The organism is Albimonas marina, from assembly GCF_029223255.1.
In the GTDB taxonomy this organism is placed as follows: domain Bacteria; phylum Pseudomonadota; class Alphaproteobacteria; order Rhodobacterales; family Rhodobacteraceae; genus Albimonas.
In genome coordinates this window covers 399460-416218 of sequence record NZ_JARHUC010000002.1, presented here as the reverse complement: position 1 = coordinate 416218, position 16759 = coordinate 399460, and the positions used below count along the sequence as shown (strand labels likewise).

General features: G+C 72.5%; 13 protein-coding genes. 10 read left to right on the top strand and 3 right to left on the bottom strand.

Features of this window, described 5'->3' with window-relative positions; all coding sequences use genetic code 11:
• Positions 1-78 precede the first annotated feature (78 nt).
• Both P2H44_RS05605 and P2H44_RS05600 read right to left on the bottom strand, forming a co-directional pair.
• Complete coding sequence (locus P2H44_RS05605; protein ID WP_275762465.1) at positions 79-3564, bottom strand: efflux RND transporter permease subunit; 3486 nt, start codon at positions 3562-3564, stop codon at positions 79-81.
• Between the two features lie 64 nt (positions 3565-3628).
• Positions 3629-4729, bottom strand: coding sequence for an efflux RND transporter periplasmic adaptor subunit (locus tag P2H44_RS05600; RefSeq protein WP_275762464.1), 1101 nt, complete (start codon positions 4727-4729; stop codon positions 3629-3631).
• 333 nt (positions 4730-5062) lie between these two features.
• Between P2H44_RS05600 and P2H44_RS05595 the strand changes: the two genes are divergently transcribed.
• The 10 genes from P2H44_RS05595 to P2H44_RS05550 all read left to right on the top strand — a co-directional run bounded on the left by P2H44_RS05595 (position 5063) and on the right by P2H44_RS05550 (position 14634).
• Positions 5063-5716: a tetratricopeptide repeat protein gene (locus tag P2H44_RS05595; protein ID WP_275762463.1), complete on the top strand. Its 654-nt coding sequence runs from the start codon at positions 5063-5065 to the stop codon at positions 5714-5716.
• Entirely contained in the window at positions 5713-7008 is a 1296-nt protein-coding gene (locus P2H44_RS05590; protein ID WP_275762462.1) for an outer membrane protein assembly factor BamB family protein, read from the top strand. Before P2H44_RS05595 ends, P2H44_RS05590 begins: the two co-directional genes overlap by 4 nt.
• Positions 7009-7076: 68 nt before the next feature.
• On the top strand, positions 7077-8495 hold the full coding sequence (gene der, locus P2H44_RS05585) for a ribosome biogenesis GTPase Der (protein ID WP_275762461.1): 1419 nt from the start codon (positions 7077-7079) through the stop codon (positions 8493-8495).
• Positions 8496-8967: 472 nt separating this feature from the next.
• Positions 8968-9369 (top strand): (R)-mandelonitrile lyase, encoded by a 402-nt coding sequence (locus P2H44_RS05580; protein WP_275762460.1) that lies wholly within the window; start codon positions 8968-8970, stop codon positions 9367-9369.
• Between the two features lie 115 nt (positions 9370-9484).
• Entirely contained in the window at positions 9485-9952 is a 468-nt protein-coding gene (locus tag P2H44_RS05575; protein ID WP_275762459.1) for a paraquat-inducible protein A, read from the top strand.
• Positions 9949-10266, top strand: a complete 318-nt coding sequence (locus P2H44_RS05570) for a hypothetical protein (protein WP_275762458.1) — start codon at positions 9949-9951, stop codon at positions 10264-10266. The genes P2H44_RS05575 and P2H44_RS05570 overlap by 4 nt, the downstream gene beginning before the upstream one ends.
• Before the next feature lie 18 nt (positions 10267-10284).
• Entirely contained in the window at positions 10285-11715 is a 1431-nt protein-coding gene (radA, locus tag P2H44_RS05565; RefSeq protein WP_275762457.1) for a DNA repair protein RadA, read from the top strand.
• Entirely contained in the window at positions 11712-12296 is a 585-nt protein-coding gene (locus P2H44_RS05560) for a CvpA family protein (protein WP_275762456.1), read from the top strand. The genes radA and P2H44_RS05560 overlap by 4 nt, the downstream gene beginning before the upstream one ends.
• Positions 12297-12470: 174 nt before the next feature.
• A complete protein-coding gene (gene purF, locus P2H44_RS05555; RefSeq protein ID WP_275762455.1) occupies positions 12471-13955 on the top strand; it encodes an amidophosphoribosyltransferase in 1485 nt (494 codons plus the stop codon).
• A 4-nt stretch (positions 13956-13959) separates the two neighbouring features.
• Complete coding sequence (locus P2H44_RS05550; RefSeq protein ID WP_275762454.1) at positions 13960-14634, top strand: SDR family NAD(P)-dependent oxidoreductase; 675 nt, start codon at positions 13960-13962, stop codon at positions 14632-14634.
• A gap of 88 nt (positions 14635-14722) precedes the next feature.
• On the opposite strand, the gene P2H44_RS05545 is transcribed toward P2H44_RS05550, so the two are convergent.
• Positions 14723-16666 (bottom strand): acyltransferase family protein, encoded by a 1944-nt coding sequence (locus P2H44_RS05545; RefSeq protein WP_275762453.1) that lies wholly within the window; start codon positions 16664-16666, stop codon positions 14723-14725.
• Positions 16667-16759 lie beyond the last annotated feature (93 nt).

Below are 16759 nucleotides of genomic sequence, written 5' to 3'. Positions count from 1 at the left end.
CGCGGCGAGGCCCGGTTCGCCGCGCGGCGTGCGCCGCGCGGCGGGGGTCGCTCGGCCGCGCAGAGCGCGGCGGGGGGGTCACTCGGCCGCGCGGGGGGGCGCGGAGGCGGGCTCCTCGAAGAGGTTCAGGCTGCGCTGGGCGGGGGCGGGCGCGGGGGCCGCGCCGGTCCACAGCAGGTCGGCGGGGGCGATGCGCCCGGCCTCGCGCTTCAGGCGCAGCCCCTCGCGCGCGTCCCTCGACCAGGCCAGCGCCCGCGACAGGCCCGCGCCGATCCACACCCGCGCGGCGAGCGCCGAGGGCGTGACCACCAGCGTCAGCACCGTGGCCGAGCCCAGTCCGAAGACCACCGCGGTCGAGAGCTGCTTCCACCACAGGGCCGAGGGCGCGTCGATCGTGTAGCCGCCGCCGAAGAAGTCGACCGAGATGCCGAACATCATCGGCGCGAGGCCGGCCATGGTGGTGATCGTGGTCAGCAGCACGGGGCGGATGCGCGCCTCGGCCGTGCGCACGATCGCCTCGAGCTCCGGCATCTCGCGCCGGAATTCCTGGAAAGTGTCGATCAGCACGATGTTGTTGTTCACCACGATGCCGGCGAGCGCGACGATGCCGGTGCCGGTCATGATGATCGAGAAGGGCTGTTGCATGATCACCATGCCCACCAGCACGCCCGCCACCGACATCACCACCGCCGAGAGCACCAGGGTGGAGTTGTAGAGCGAGTTGAACTGCGCGAGCAGGATCACGAACATCAGCCCCAGCGCGCCGGCGAAGGCCTTCATCAGGAAGTCCTGGGATTCGGCCTGCTCCTCCTGGTCGCCGGTGAAGGACCAATCGACGGTGGCGGGGAAGGGGTTCTCGGCCTCGATCCACTGCGCGATCTCGGCGGTCTTCTCGTTGGCGTTCACCCCCTCCTGCACGTCGGCCTTCACGTCGAAGAAGCGCGTGCCGTTGAAGCGGTTGATCTCGCCCAGCTTGGGCGAGGGCTCGCGATCGACGAAGTTCTCCAGCGGCACCAGGCCCGCGGTGGTGCGGATGCGCATGGTGTCGAGGGTGGAGATCACGCGGTCCTTTTCGGGGTAGCGCACGCGGATCTCGATCTCCTCGTCGGAGTCGTCGGGGCGCATGGTGTCGAGCAGGATGCCCCGTGTGATGAGGGAGACCATCGGGCCGATCTGGCTGACGTCGGCGCCGAAGCGGCCGGCCTGGGCCACGTCGACGTCGAGCTCCCAGTCGATGCCGGGCAGGGGGCGGGTGTCCTCGATCTCGGCGAGGCCGCCCATCTGCTCGAAATGCGCCCGCGCCGTCGCGGCGGCGTCGAGCAGGTCCTGCCAGTCGTCGCCCTGCAGGCGCAGCTGCACGGGCTTGCCCTGCTGGGGGCCTTCCTGGGCCTGGGCGACCTCGGAGATCACGCCGGGATAGGCCTCGATCTTCTTCTCGATGACGGCCAGCACCTCGTCCCCCGGCGGGCGAGTGCCCCAGGGCGCGAGCTCGAGCTGGATGCGCCCGACGGCGTCCTTGGGGGCGTTGCCGCCGCGGTCGTTCAGGCCGCCGTCGCCGGCGAAGGCGAAGACCGACTGCACGCCCTCGACGTCGAGCACGATGTCCTCGACCGCCTGCAGCAGGCGGTCGCGCTCGGACAGCGAGAGGTTGCCGCGGGCGCGCACGTAGATCACGGCGCGCTCGGGCTCGGTCTTCACGAAGAACTCGGTGCCGAGCTGGTTGGCGGGATACCACACGCCCATGATGAAAAAGACCGCGGCCAGCGTCGAGCCGATGGCCACGAACGGCATCACCGGGTTGCCGGTGAGGAAGCGGATCACCCGGCCGAACGGCGTGCGGCGGTAGCCCGCGCGCGCGGGGGGCGGCAGGCCATGCTCGCGGAAGGAGCCGGCGACGGCCGAGAGCTCCAGCCAGAAGAGGATCAGCAGGACCGCGGCGAGGATGCGGCCGGGCGTGTCCGGCGCCTCGATCATCATCAGCGCCGCGCCGGCGGTCAGCGCGGCCATGATCGCGAAGCGGATCGCGCGGACGCCCCGCGACCAGCGCGCCTGCATGGCGGCCGAGCGGCGGTCGAGCGTGCGCGACAGCCGCCCCGCGACGCCGCCCACCACGGGCAGGTAGATCAGGGCCACGACCAGCGAGGCGGAGAGCACGAAGATCAGCGTGACCGGCAGGTTGCCCATGAACTCGCCCGGGATGCCCGGCCAGAACAGCATCGGCAGGAAGGCGCAGAGCGTCGTCGCGGTCGAGGAGACGATGGGCCAGAACATGCGCTTGGCCGCCTCGGTGTAGGCGCGCATCGGCCCCTCGCCGTCCTGGATGCGCTGGTCGGCGTATTCCACGACCACGATGGCGCCGTCGACCAGCATGCCCACGGCGAGGATCAGGCCGAACATGACGATGTTGGTGATCGACATGCCGAACATCGCCAGCAGCGAGAAGCACAGCAGGAACGAGGTGGGGATCGAGAAGCCCACCAGCAGCGCCGAGCGCACGCCGAGCGAGCCCAGCACCACGATCATCACCAGCGCGATGGCGGTCAGGACCGAGCCCTCGAGCTGGCCGACCATGCCCGCGACCTGGGTGGATTCGTCCATCGCGTAGTTGATCGAGACGGCCTCGCGCAGGGGCTCGGGCCACTCGGCGCGGGCGCGGTCGAGCTCGGCCTTCACCGCGTCGACGGTGTCGATCACGGGCATGCCCTTGCGCTTGACGATCTGCAGCGCGACGGTCGGGTGGCCGTTGTAGCGGGCGGTGCCCCTGGCGTCCTCGAAGGTCAGGCGGATGTCGGCGATGTCGCCCATGGTGACGATGCGGTCGCCGTTGACCTTCACCGGCAGGGCGTAGACGTCGGCCGGATCCTCGAACGATCCCGGCAGCTTCACCGAATACTGGCCCGAGCCGCTCTCGACCGCGCCCGCCGCCACGAGGGCGTTGTTGTTCACCACCACCCGGATCAGCTCGGCGCCGGTGACGTCGTAGGCCTCGAGCTTGAGGGGGTCGATCACCACCTCGAGCATCTCCTCGCGGTGGCCGGCGAGGCCGGCCTCCAGCACCTCGGGCAGGCCCTCGAGGCGGGTCTGGAGGTCCTTGGAGACCTTGAGCAGCGTGCGCTCGGGCACGTCGCCGGAGAGGGCGACGACGAGGATGGGGAATTCCGAGAAGTTGAACTCGTCGACCTCGGGCTCCTCGGCGCCGGCGGGGAACTCGACCTTGGCGGTGTCCACGGCCTCGCGCACGGCGGCCATGGTGGCGGTCTTGTCCCAGCCGAACTCGAACTGCAGCAGCAGGCCCGCGTAGCCCTCGGAGGCGAAGGCGGTCATCTTGTCGAGCCCGTCGATGGAGCGCAGCTCCTGCTCCATCGGCTTGACCATCAGCCGCTCGCTGTCCTCGGCGGTGATGCCGGGGAAGGGGGCGGAGATGAAGACCATCGGGATGTCGATGTCCGGCTCGCCCTCCTTGGGCAGGCCGATGTAGGCCATGGCGCCGGCGGCGATGGTCATCGCGATGAAGGCGAAGATCATCCGCGCCCGCGCGGCCGCCCAGTCGATCACGCCGGTCATGCGGAAGTTCCCTGCTGGATCGGGGGTGCGGCGCGCATGGCGCGGGAGGGGCGGGGAGCCGGGATCATGGCGCGGCCTTCCAGTCCTTCCAGGTGACCTCGAGCTCGCGCCCGTCGGCCACGAATTCCTGGCCCACGTAGATCACCCCGACCTCCTCGGGCAGGCCGGTCAGCCAGATGCCGCGCTCGTCCTCGCGCAGGATGCCGGCGCGCAGGAACTTGGCGCGGCCGTCCTCGCCGACGGTGCGCACGCCCAGCACGCCGGCGTCGTTGAGGGTCAGCGCGGCCTGCGGGACCAGGTGGGCGCGGTCGGAGGCGACGGGGATCAGAATCTCGGCCGTCATGCCGTCGCGCACCTCCGCGTCGGGATTGGGGGCCTCGATCTCGACGCGGAAGGTGCGGGTGGTCTCGTCGGCGGAGCGGGAGACGAAGGCGACCTGGCCCGAGATCGTGCGCCCGCCGACGAGGCGGGCGTGGGCGGGCATGCCGGCGCGCAGCAGGTCGACCTCGGATTCGGGCGCGTAGCCCACGATCTCGATCGGGTCGAGGGAGATGATCGTGGCGCAGACGTCGCCGGTGCGCACCAGCGAGCCGATCTCGGCCGAATCCGTCTCCAGCACGCCGGAGAAGGGGGCGGTGATGGTCAGGCGCTCGATGTCGAGCTGGATGGCGCGGGTCGCGGCGCGCGCGGCCTCGAGCGCGGCGCGCCGGGCCTTGGCGGTGTTCTCGGCGGTCAGGCCGCGCTGGGCGAGGGTGTCGGCGGCCTCGGCGTCGGCCTCGGCCTGGCTGAGCCGCGCCTGCGCCTCGGCGAGCTGCGCTTCGCGCGAGCCGGAGTCGAGCCGGCAGACCGGGTCGCCCGTCTCGACGCGGGCGCCGGCGCGCAGGGGATCGGAGACCACGAGGCCCGCGGTCTCGGCTTTCACCTCCACCAGGCGGTGGGCCTGGGTGCGGCCGCGCAGGACGATGGCGTTGTCGACGTCGCGGGCCTGGCTGCGGAAGGCCACGACCTTGACGGAGGGCGAGGCCTGCTGCCCGGCGGCGACGGAGCCGCCCGCCGGGGCGGCGGCCGGATCGGCGGCGGCGACCTGCTGGCCGCTGGCCGGAACGATCCAGAACCAAAGCCCGACGCAGACGGCCAGCGCCATCAGAACGGGAACCAGTCTCATAAAAGAACCGCCTCGTCTTGCGCCGGCGCGCGCCGGCCCTCGCCCCGCGGCCGGCGCCGCCGGCCATGCTGATCCGCTTCGCGAACGCGAAGCCTGTCGCCGGCCTAGATGGCGCGCACGTAAACTTCGCGCAACCTTGCGCCGCATCCGACAGGCATCTATACGCAAAACCGCGTTCATCCGGTCTCTCTGCGGCGAAAAAAACTCGCCCTGACGCTACGGCCGGACAGGCGCGGACGGGCCCGGACGGGGCTGACGCGACGGCGCCTGCCGTCGGGACGGCCCTCCCGGGCCATGGAATCGACGCCCGCGAAACCACAAGGGATCCGATACGTGGCCGACAGGGACTCCTTCATCGACGAGGTTTCGGAAGAGCTTCGCCGCGACCGGATGCTGACGGCCTGGCGGCGCTGGGGACCGTGGGTGGTGGGCGTGGTGGTGCTGGCCGTGGCCGGCGCCGGCGTGGCCACCTGGCTCGACCAGCAGGAGAACGCCGAGGCCCGCGCCGCCGGCGCCTCGCTGATCGAGGCCGCGAGCATCCCCGACGCGACCGAGCGGGCGGAGGCCTTCGCCAGCCGCGCCGAGACCCTCGATCCCGGGCCCGCGCTGATCGCGCGGCTGACCGAGGCGGGCGCGCTGGTCGAGGCCGGCGACCGCGCCGCCGCGATCGAGGTGCTGGACGCGATCGAGAGCGACGGCGCCGCCGATCCGCTCTACCGCCAGCTCGCCGGCTTCAAGGCCGCGCTCCTGCGCGCCGTCGACCTGACCCCGTCCGAGCGCGCCGACGCGCTGGCCGCCTACGTGCAGGAAGGCGAGCCCTTCCGGATGCTGGCGCTCGAGGCCCGGGCCGCGGCGCTGCTGGAGGCCGGCGACATCGAGGGCGCGCGCGCCGACGTCGAGGCGGTGCTGAACGATCCGATGGTCAGCCCCTCGCTGCGCCAGCGGGTCGGGCAGATGCAGGAACTCCTGGGGGGAGGCGAAGGATGATCCGCCCGGTTCTTCTGACCGCTCTGATGGCCGCGCTGGCGGTCTCGGCCTGTTCCGACGACGAGGATCCGCGCCTGCCGGGCGAGCGGATCCCGATCCGCGCCTCCGCGGACCCGACGCTGCCCACGCCCGAGGCGCGGCCCCTGCCGCCGGTCGCGGCGCAGGCCGACTGGACCCATCGCGGCGGCGGCGCCCAGCGCAGCGGCGGACGGCTGGAGGCCCCGGCCTCGCTGTCGCTGGCCTGGCGCGTGTCGGCCGGCGCCGGCGCGGACGAGCGCATCCCCATGGCGGGCCCGGTGATCGCCGACGGCGCGGTCTTCGTGCGCGACGGCGAGTCGGGGGTCGAGGCCTTCACCACCTCCGGCGCCGCGAAATGGTCGGTGGACCTGACGCCCGAGGGCGAGGACGGCGAAGAGGGCTACGGCGGCGGCGTGGGCTATGCCGACGGCAAGCTCTACGTCACCGACGGCTTCGGCCAGCTGACCGCGCTGGACGCGGCGACCGGGAACGAGCTGTGGCGCGTGCAGGGCACGGCCCCCTACCGCGCCGCCCCCACCGCGCGGGGCGGCATGGTGGTGGCGGTGAACCGCGCCGACGTGGCGACGGGCTACGACGCGGCCACCGGCGAGAAGAAATGGGAGATCGAGACCGGGCTGCCCAACGCGGGCAACCTGGGCGGCGCCTCGCCGGGGCTGGCCACCGACGTGGCGGTGCTGCCCTTCGGCTCGGGCGAGCTGATGCTGGTGCGCACCGGCCCCGGCTTCCGGGTTTGGACGGCGACGCTGGTGTCGCTGGGCCGGACCTCGGGCCTCTCGGCCTTCTCCGACATCACCTCCGACCCGGTGCTGGCGCCGGGGCCGCGGGTGATCGCGGGCAACGCCGGCGGCGCGCTGGCGCTGTTCGACGGGCGCAACGGGCGCCGGGTGTGGCAGCGGGACTTCGGCTCGCTGACCCCGGTGTGGGCGGCGGGCGACACGCTCTACGCCGTCACCACCCAGCCCGCCGTGGTGCGCCTGGACATGGAGACCGGCCGCACCCTGTGGCGCGCCCCGCTTGAGGCGCGCGAGGATCCCGACGACGCCACCACCGCCATCGTCTACGGCGGGCCGGTGCTGGCGGGCGACCGGGTGCTGATCACCTCCTCCGACGGGCGGCTGATGAGCTTCGACGCGCAGACCGGCGCGCCGGGGCAGGTCGTCGAGATGCCCGGGGGATCGCGCACGGGCCCGGCGGTGGCCGGGGGAACCGTGTATGTTCTGACCGACGAGGGCGACCTGCTCGCCTATCGCTGAGGCCCTTCCGGAACGGACCGGGCCGGACTTCTTTTGGGACCGGCCGGGATGGCCGGGATGGTGACGCGGTGTTCAAGCTCGCGATCGTCGGGCGGCCCAACGTGGGCAAGTCGACGCTGTTCAACCGCCTGGTGGGCAAACGCCTGGCGCTGGTCGACGACCAGCCCGGCGTGACGCGCGACCTGCGCGAGGCCGAGGCGCGGCTGGGCGACCTCCAGTTCGTGGTGATCGACACCGCCGGGCTCGAGGAGGCGGACGCCGAGTCGCTCCCCGGCCGGATGCGCGCGCTGACCGAGCGCGCGGTCGACATGGCCGACGCCTCGCTGTTCCTGGTCGACGCCCGAGCCGGCCTGCTGCCCCAGGACGCGACCTTCGCCGAGATCCTGCGCCGCAAGGGCGCGCGCGTCCTGCTGGGCGTGAACAAGGCCGAGGGCCGCCAGGGCGCGGACGCGGCCATGGAGGCCTGGAGCCTGGGCTTCGGCCAGCCGATCCCGCTGTCGGCCGAGCATGGCGAGGGCATGGGCGATCTCTACACCGCGCTGCAGACCGCGATGCAGGAGGTCGAGGCCGAGCGCGCCGCCGAGGCGGTGGACCTGCCCCAGGACCTGGGCGAGGAGGACGACTTCGACGACGAGCTCGAGGAGATCGAGCCCGGCGCGCCGGAGAAGCCGATCCAGATCGCCGTGGTCGGCCGCCCCAACGCCGGCAAGTCCACGCTGATCAACAAGATCCTGGGCGAGGACCGCCTGCTGACCGGCCCCGAGGCCGGCATCACCCGCGACGCGATCTCGGTCGAGATCGACTGGGCGGGGACCCGGATGCGGATCTTCGACACCGCGGGCATGCGCAAGAAGGCGCGCATTCAGGAGAAGCTGGAGAAGATGTCCGTCTCCGACGGCCTGCGCGCGGTGAAGTTCGCCGAGGTCGTGGTGGTGCTGGTCGACGCCGACAAGCCCTTCGAGACCCAGGACCTGCGCATCGCCGACCTCGCCGAGCGCGAGGGCCGCGCGGTGGTGGTCGGCGTCAACAAGTGGGACCTGGTCGAGGACCGCCAGGGCGCGCTGAAGCTGCTGACCGACGAGTTCCACCGCCTGATGCCCCAGCTCAAGGGCGCGCCGGTGGTGCCCGTCTCGGCCCTGTCGGGCGAGGGAGTGGAGCGGCTCAGGACCGCGATCCTCAAGGCGCGCGGCAAGTGGGAGATGCGGATCTCCACCGCCAAGCTCAACCAGTGGCTGGGCGAGATGACCTCCTCCCACCCGCCGCCGGCGCCGGGGGGGCGGCGGATCAAGCTGCGCTACATGACCCAGGCCAAGACCCGGCCGCCGACCTTCATCGCCTTCTGCTCGCGCCCCGAGGAGCTGCCCGACAGCTACAAGCGCTTCCTGGTCAACGGGCTGCGCAAGCATTTCGGGATGGAAGGCACGCCCATCCGCCTGAACTGGCGCAAGGGCGAGAACCCCTACGAGGGGAAGCGCAAGAAGCGCTGAGCCGGGGAAAGGGGCGGTCTACGGGCGCCCTGCGGGCGGGCTTGGGCCTCTGGGGTCGGGCGAGCCTTTTTTGCAGAGGGCGGGAGCCTCCGGCGGGCTCCTGACTCACCAAAGAACAGGGGCCGCGCCTGTCCTTCGGATCCGTCTCTCGCTGACGATGCCTGAGCGACTCGCCCGCCGGGGTCAAGGACAAGCCCCGCCAAGAGGCGGGGTCGCTTCGCGATCCTGGACCCCGGCGGGCGAGTCGCTCTTTTCGGCATCAGCGAGAGACGGCTCCGAAGAACAGGCGCTTTGCGAGGACCTCCGCGCGTTGCGCCGGGCGCCTGGTCCGCGGGCCGGGAGATGGGGGCCGCGGGAGCCGACGCGGGGGGCGCCGCGGGCGCGGCGGCGGCGGGCGCGACGGGGGACGCGGCGCTTGCGTGCGGGAGGCGCGCGGGCGAGGCTGGGGCGAACCATCACGGGAGGAACGACGATGGAGCTGTTTCCCGCAGGCCGGCCGGCGGCGCGCGCCAATCCCGACTATTTCACCGGCGAGGTCTGGCAGGAGCCGATCAACAGCGCCCCCGCGCCGGCGCGGGTCGCCGCGATCCGGGTGACCTTCCTGCCGGGCGCGCGCACCAACTGGCACACCCATCCCTTCGGGCAGACGCTGTTCGTGGTCTCGGGCTTCGGGCGGGTGGGCACGCGCGGCGGGCCGGTCCGCATCATCCGTCCCGGCGACGCGATCTGGTTCGCGCCGGGCGAGGAGCACTGGCACGGCGCCGCCCCCGACAGCCCCATGGCCCATATCGCCATGCAGGAGAAGGACGACGGGCGCACCGCCGACTGGCTGGAACCCGTGGCCGACGCCGACTATCTCAGGACGCCCGAATAGGCGGGGCCGCGGCGCCGGGCGGGCGCCCGCGCCCCCGCCCGAGCGCGTTGCCGGAGCCCTCGCCGATGTCCTCTCCTCCCCCTGCGCCTGCCTCCGCGTCCTGCGCGGACCGCCGGTGAGCGGTCTGCGCGCGCCCGCGCCGCTCGCCGGGGCCAATCTCGCGCTGCTGGTCCTGTTTCCGCTGGCCTGGGCGGCGCCGCTGGTCGAGGCGCGGCTGATCCCCTTCCTCGACGGGGACCGGATCTCGATCCTCTCGGGCGTGGCGGCGCTGTGGGAGGACGAGCCGGGGCTGGCGGCGCTGGTGGCGCTGTTCGGGATCGCGCTGCCCTACGCCAAGACCCTGGCGCTGGCGGCGGTGCATTTCGGGCGGCTCGGCGTGCGCTGGATGCCGGCGCTGGAGGTGCTGGGGAAGCTGTCGATGGCCGACGTGTTCCTGGTGGCGCTGGGGGTGATCGTGGCCAAGGGCGTGGGGCTGGGGCGGGTCGAGACCGCCTGGGGCCTGCCGCTCTTCGCGGGCTGCGTGCTGGCCTCGCTCGCGATCTCGCTGGCGACGCCGCGACGGACGACGAAAGGGGAGCGATGACGGCGGAGCTCGGGCAATGGGTCGGCGCGGCGCTGGTGGGGCTGCTGATCGCCACCACGCTGCGCAGCGTCTGGCGCGCACTGAACGAGACCGGCGCGACGCGGGCGCGCCATGGGGCCGCGGCGCTCGGCGCCGCCATCGCCTTCGCCGGCGGGCGCGCGGGCCTGCCGGCGGCGCTGCTGGTGGGGGCGGCGCTGCTGCTGGTCGCGGCCCTGCGCCTGGCCTTCGCCGCCCGCGGCTGGGACCGCCGGGCGGCGATCGTGCAGACCCTCGGCAGCCTCCTGCTGCTGGCGGGGCTTTTCTTGGCGCGCTGATCGGCGCAGAACCCCGTCATGGCCCGAAACGCCCCCATCTTCGTCTGCGCCGAATGCGGCGCCGTGCATGCCCGCTGGGCCGGCCGCTGCGATTCCTGCGGCGCCTGGAACGCGGTCCACGAGGAGGCGGGCGTCGCCGCCTCCCTGCCCAAGTCCGTCGGCGTCGCCCATGGCAAGGGCCGGGCGGCGACGCTCGTCTCGCTGGAGGGGGAGGAGCCGGCGCCCCCGCGCCTGTCCGCCGCGGTCGAGGAGCTGGACCGCGTGCTGGGCGGCGGGCTGGTGCCGGCCTCGGCCGTGCTGGTGGGGGGCGATCCGGGGATCGGCAAGTCGACCCTGCTGCTGCAGGCCGCCGCGGCCTTCGCGCGGCAGGGGGCCAAATGCGTCTACGTCTCGGGCGAGGAGGCGACGGCGCAGATCCGCATGCGCGCCTCCCGGCTGGGCCTGCAGAACGCGCCGGTGTCGCTGTCGGCCGAGACCGACCTGAACGCGATCCTCGCGATGCTGGAGGCCGAGAAGCCCGCGGTGGTGGTGGTCGATTCGATCCAGACCATGTGGCTCGATTCGGTCGACAGCGCGCCGGGCTCCGTCTCCCAGGTGCGGGCGGCGGCCCATGCGCTGACCGCCTTCGCCAAGCGCCGCGGCGCGGCGGTGATCCTGGTGGGCCACGTCACCAAGGAGGGGCAGATCGCCGGGCCCCGCGTGGTCGAGCACATGGTCGACACGGTGCTCTATTTCGAAGGCGAGCGGGGCCACCCGTTCCGCATCCTGCGCGCGGTGAAGAACCGCTTCGGCCCGGCGGCCGAGATCGGCGTCTTCGAGATGACCGGCAAGGGGCTGGCGCAGGTGGGCAACCCCTCGGCCCTGTTCCTGTCCGAGCGGGGGCGCGAGGTGCCCGGCGCCGCGGTCTTCGCAGGCGTCGAGGGCACGCGCCCGGTGCTGGTCGAGATCCAGGCGCTGGTCGCGCCCTCGCCTCCCGGCTCCCCGCGCCGGGCGGTGGTGGGCTGGGACAGTTCGCGGCTGGCCATGATCCTCGCGGTGCTGGAGGCGCGCTGCGGCGTGGCGCTGTCGGGCAACGACATCTATCTCAACGTCGCGGGCGGCCTGCGGGTGGGGGAGCCGGCGGCCGACCTGGCCGTCGCCGCGGCGCTGCTGTCGGCGGCGGGGGGCGATCCCTTGCCGGCCGAGGCGGTGTTTTTCGGCGAGATCAGCCTATCTGGAGCCGTGCGCCCCGCCCCCCAGGCGGACACCCGCCTGCGGGAGGCCGCGCGGCTCGGCTTCAACGTCGCGTTCGCGCCTTCGCAGGTGAAGCCGGGGGCGAATTCTGGCATGACGGTCCGACGAATCGAGCATCTGTCGGCCCTTGCGGAGATGGCGCTCGGAGTGGACGGCCCCGCGGCGGGGTCCGGAAAAGATCGAACCGGAACGGGGCGAGGGGACGAGCGGGCATGAGCTTCACGATCGTGGACGGCGTGGTCCTGGCGGTGTTGGCGCTGTCGGGAATCCTGGCCTGGTCGCGCGGGTTGACGCGCGAGGCGCTGGCCATCGCCGGTTGGGTCGTGGCGGCGATCGTCGCGCTCTACGCCGCCCCCTTCCTCGAGCCGCTGCTGCAGGAGATCCCGGTGGCGGGCGAGATCCTCGCCGGCGCCTGCACCCTGTCGAAGCTGGCGGCCTTCTCGGTCGCCTTCGCCATCGTGCTGATCCTGCTGTCGATCTTCACGCCGCTGTTCTCCTCGGCCGTGCAGGACAGCATCCTGGGGCCGGTGGACAAGGCGCTCGGCTTCGTCTTCGGCGTGGCGCGGGGCGTGCTGCTCGTGGCGGTGGTCTACATCGTCTACGACCAGGTGGTGCCGCCCGCGGACCGGCTGGCGATGGTCGACCAGTCGCGCTCGGTCGCGATGATCTCCGAGGCCGCGACCCTGATCTCCGAGCGGCTGCCCACCACGCTGCCCGACTGGGCGATCGCCCCGATCAACGGCCTGATGAACGAGTGCGGCGGCGTGCCGGCGCTGTCGGGCACGAACCAGGCCTGAGGGCCGGGCGCGGCGGGGCCGGGCGGGGTCCCGGGGGCGTGACCGCGCGCCTCTCGCATCCCCGCGCGGCTTGCGCTACATGACGCCCCGATGACACGCGGCGCGATGACAAGCGCAGCCGGGCCGCGTATACAGACCTCTGCGACCCCCCTGGACCATGGGAGCCATCGCCAGATGCCCGAGACCCGTCTCGCGCCGCTCGCCAGCCCCTTCGAAGACCGCGACGGCGACAAGCTGCGCGAGGAGTGCGGCCTGTTCGGCGTCTTCGGCCTCGCCGACGCGGCCAACTTCGTCGCCCTCGGCCTGCATGCGCTTCAGCATCGCGGGCAGGAGGCGGGGGGCATCGTCACCCACGACGCGACGAGCGGCTTCCACTCATCGAAGAAGCTCGGCTACGTGCGCGACAACTTCACCACGCCCGAGAGCATGGCGGAGCTGCCCGGCCGCATCGGCATCGGCCACGTGCGGTACTCGACCGCGGGCGGCAAGGGCGCGACGGCGCTGCGCGACGTGCAGCCGTTCCTCGCCGACCTCGCCATGGGCTCGATGGCGCTGGCGCACAACGGCAACCTGACCAACGCGCTGTCGATCCGCCGCGAGCTGATCGAGCGCGGGTCGGTGTTCAACTCCTCCTCCGACACCGAGGCGGTCGTGCACCTGATGGCCCGCGGCTTCCACCGCACCATCGCCGACCGCATGAAGGAGGCGCTGCGCCGGGTCGAGGGGGCGTTCTCGATCCTGTGCATCACCGACCACCAGCTGATCGGCTGCCGCGACCCGCTGGGCGTGCGCCCGCTGGTGCTGGGCCGGCTGGGCGAGGGCTGGATGCTGGCGTCCGAGACCTGCGCGCTCGACATCGTGGGCGCGGAGTTCGTGCGCGAGGTGCTGCCGGGCGAGATGGTGATCATCGACGACCGCGGCGTGCATTCCTCGGCCCCGTTCGAGACGCAGAAGCCCCGGTTCTGCATCTTCGAGCATGTCTATTTCTCCCGCCCCGACAGCGTGATCGGCGGGCGCTCGGTCTACGAGAGCCGCCGCCAGATCGGGGTGGAGCTGGCGCGCGAGGCTCCGGTGGAGGCCGACATCGTCTGCGCGGTGCCCGACTCGGGCACGCCGGCGGCCATCGGCTATTCCCAGGAATCGGGGATCCCCTTCGCCATGGGGATCATCCGCAACCAGTACGTCGGCCGCACCTTCATCGAGCCGACCGAGCAGATCCGCAACATGGGCGTGCGGCTGAAGCTGAACGTCAACCGCGCCCTGGTGCGCGGCAAGCGGGTGGTGCTGGTCGACGACTCGGTGGTGCGGGGCACGACCTCGTTGAAGATCAAGGAGATGATCCTCGACGCCGGCGCCAAGGAGGTGCACTTCCGCATCGCCTCGCCGCCCACCGCCTGGCCCTGCTTCTACGGCGTCGACACGCCCGACAAGGAGAAGCTCCTCGCCTCGCACATGACCGAGTACGAGATGCGTGACCACATCGGCGTGGACAGCCTGCGGTTCATCTCGCTCGACGGGCTCTACCGTGCCGTCGGCGAGGGCGAGGGGCGCGATCCCTCGATGCCGCAGTACTGCGACGCCTGCTTCTCGGGCGAGTACCCCATCCAGCCCTCCGACATGATCGAGAGCGGCAAGATCTCCCTCAAAGCCGCCGAGTAGTTTGATGACCGATCTGAAGGGCAGGGCGGCGCTGGTCACCGGCGCCAGCCGCGGGCTTGGGCGCGCGTTCGCCGAGATGCTGGGCGCCCGCGGGGCCGAGGTGATCGCCATCGCGCGCACCGTCGGCGGGCTCGAGGAGCTGGACGACGCGATCCGCGCCGCCGGCGGGCCGCAGGCGACGCTGGTGCCGCTCGACATCACCGACGACCCCGCGATCGAGCGGCTGGGCGCGGCGATCCACGGGCGCTGGGGCAAGCTGGACCTGTGGGTCCACGCCGCCGTCAACGACCCGCCGCTGGCCCCGGCCGAGCATGCGACGGACAAGGACTGGGACAAGGCGATGGCGGTGAACGCCCGCGCCACCCAGCGGCTGATCCGCAGCCTCGACCCGCTCCTGCGTCTCGCCCCCGGCGGCGGGCGCGCGGTGTTCTTCGACGATCTGCACAACACCGGCCCCTTCCACGGGACCTACGCGGCCTCGAAGGCCGCCGCCCGCGCGATCACCACGGCCTGGGAGGTGGAGACGACCCGCTTCCCCGTGGAGATCCTTCACCTCGCCCCCCCGCCGATGCCCAGCGCGCTGCGCGCCCGGTTCCGGCCGGGAGAGGACCGCGCGAAGCTGACGCCCGCGCGCGAGGTGGCGGCGGAGCTGCTGCCGGCGGTGCTGGGAGCGGCCTGAGCGGATCCGGCCTGCCGACGCAGGCCGGATGTCCCCTCCGAAAACGGCAAGACGCGGCGCCCCCGGCGACGGCCGGGCGGCGCGTTCGTCAATGGCGCGGGATGACGTCCGCCACGCGGCGGGCGACCTGGGCGGCGGCGTCCACCGACAGGTGGTCGTCGTCGGAGAACTGTTGGCGTCCGTCGCGCCGGCTGGGGCAGACCGCCGCGTCGCACAGCACCTCCATGGGATCGATCAACACCGCCAGCCCGTCGTCCGCGTAGGACTGGAGCGCCGCTCGGGCGACGGCGACGCGCGCCTCTTCCGCCTCGCGTGGATGGTCGAGGACCAGGTCCGCGCCGAAATGGCTCTGCACCCAGGCGGCGTTGAGCGCGTTCACCCCGGCCTCGGGCACGGGGCCGACCAGCACCACGCGCCGGCCTTGATCGCGCAGGAACTCCAGCAGCCCGCGAAGCGCCTCGCGGCGCTCGTCCAGCGTCTCCGGCGCCGCGCCCGGTTGCCGGGTCGGGGCGGGCTCGTGGAAGACGTTCGTCCACCGGGCGGCGAGGATGACGGTCTCGAGCTGCGGATTCGCTTCGACGATGCTTCGGACCTTCTGCGTGAGGTCGGCGCAGCGCGGGTTCGCCACCGGCCGGTAGCCGGGGACCGGCGCGCAGGCCCCGTTCACCGCCGCGACGCCGCCGTAGGGGAGATCCGCGCGGATCGCCTGGAAACCGTGGGTCATTTTGCCGGCGTGGCTGTCGCCCCAGATCAGGACGCTGGCCGGGCGGTCCGGCTCGCCCCAGGGGCAGAGGTCGTCGATCGAGCGGGCCTGAGGCAGCGCGCGGATGCAGGGCAGGAAGCTGCGGCCGAAGCTGCGCATCTCGTCGGTGCGCTCCGACTGATAGGCGACCGGCACGCGCTGCGGGGCCCCGTTCTGAACGAAGGCCCAGGTCCAGCCGCCGATCAGCGCCAGGCTGGCGGCGACGACTCCCGCGTAGAAGCGGCCGGCGGGGATCCGCTTGTTCCGGAACGGCGTCTCGATGAAACGGTAGCTCAGCCACGACAGCGCCAGGATCGCCAGCACGACGATCGGCGCGGCGCGCGCCGGCAGATGCTGCTCGCCGTAGAAATGACGTGCGAAGACGATCACGGGCCAGTGGAACAGGTAGAACGAGTAGGAGATGTCGCCCAGCACCCGCATCGGCGCGACGCCGAGCATCCGATGCACCGCGCCCTTCGCGGAGATTCCGCTGTAGAGGACCAGCACGCAGCCCACGGTCGGCAGCAGGGCCGCCACGTCGGGGAAGGGGGTCGCGCCGTCGAAGGCGACGAAGGCCGCCAGGATCATCGCGAGGCCCAGAAGGCCCGCGCCCTCCACCACCGGCCCGCGCGACGACGCGCGCCCGGCGAGAACATGCGCAAGGCCGCCCATCAGGAATTCCCAGGCGCGGGTCGGCAGCATGTAGAAGGCGTAGTTCTCGCCGATGCTCGCCGCGAACACCGCGACGTTGAGCGCGAACGACGCGGCCAGCGCCGCGGCGATCCAGACCGGCCAGCGGCGCGTGCGGCGCAGCGCAAAGACGAAGAACGGCATGAGAAAGTAGAACTGCTCTTCGACCGCGAGGCTCCAGGTGTGGAGCAGGTAGTTGTACGCGCTGGACGGCGAAAAATAGTCGATGTTCTGCGCGAACTTGAAGTTCGCGACATAGCCCAGGACATAGGCGCTCGTCGTCGCGAACTGCTCGAAGGCGTCGGGCAGCAGCGACAGCGTCGCGAGCCCGAAGCTGAACGCCAGCATCGCCAGCAGCGCCGGAAGCAGCCGGCGCAGGCGCCGGTCCCAGAAGGACAGGAACAGCCCTTCGCTCGCCGTCTTCAGCAGGACCCCGGTGATGAGATAGCCCGAGATCACCATGAACACGTCGACGCCGATGAAGCCGCCGGCGGCCCAGGCGAAATCGAGGTGGAAAAGCAGGATCAACAGGACGGACAGGGCGCGCAGACCCTGGATGTCGTCGCGGAACCTCAGGCCCTGAGGCGCGCTGCTGGTCATGAGGCTCCGGCCCCCCTTCGAGTCGCCCGCAGGTCGTCCCGGCGACGACCCTTCACGCGGACAGTGGCGGGCTCGATCGCGGGGAGGGGCCGG

Coding starts and splice junctions, on each gene's coding strand:
- P2H44_RS05605 (WP_275762465.1), bottom strand. CDS start 3,564: ATGACCGGCGTGATCGACTGGGCGGCCGCGCGGGCGCGGATGATCTTC.
- P2H44_RS05600 (WP_275762464.1), bottom strand. CDS start 4,729: ATGAGACTGGTTCCCGTTCTGATGGCGCTGGCCGTCTGCGTCGGGCTT.
- P2H44_RS05590 (WP_275762462.1), top strand. CDS start 5,713: ATGATCCGCCCGGTTCTTCTGACCGCTCTGATGGCCGCGCTGGCGGTC.
- P2H44_RS05580 (WP_275762460.1), top strand. CDS start 8,968: ATGGAGCTGTTTCCCGCAGGCCGGCCGGCGGCGCGCGCCAATCCCGAC.
- P2H44_RS05570 (WP_275762458.1), top strand. CDS start 9,949: ATGACGGCGGAGCTCGGGCAATGGGTCGGCGCGGCGCTGGTGGGGCTG.
- radA (WP_275762457.1), top strand. CDS start 10,285: ATGGCCCGAAACGCCCCCATCTTCGTCTGCGCCGAATGCGGCGCCGTG.
- P2H44_RS05560 (WP_275762456.1), top strand. CDS start 11,712: ATGAGCTTCACGATCGTGGACGGCGTGGTCCTGGCGGTGTTGGCGCTG.
- purF (WP_275762455.1), top strand. CDS start 12,471: ATGCCCGAGACCCGTCTCGCGCCGCTCGCCAGCCCCTTCGAAGACCGC.
- P2H44_RS05550 (WP_275762454.1), top strand. CDS start 13,960: ATGACCGATCTGAAGGGCAGGGCGGCGCTGGTCACCGGCGCCAGCCGC.
- P2H44_RS05545 (WP_275762453.1), bottom strand. CDS start 16,666: ATGACCAGCAGCGCGCCTCAGGGCCTGAGGTTCCGCGACGACATCCAG.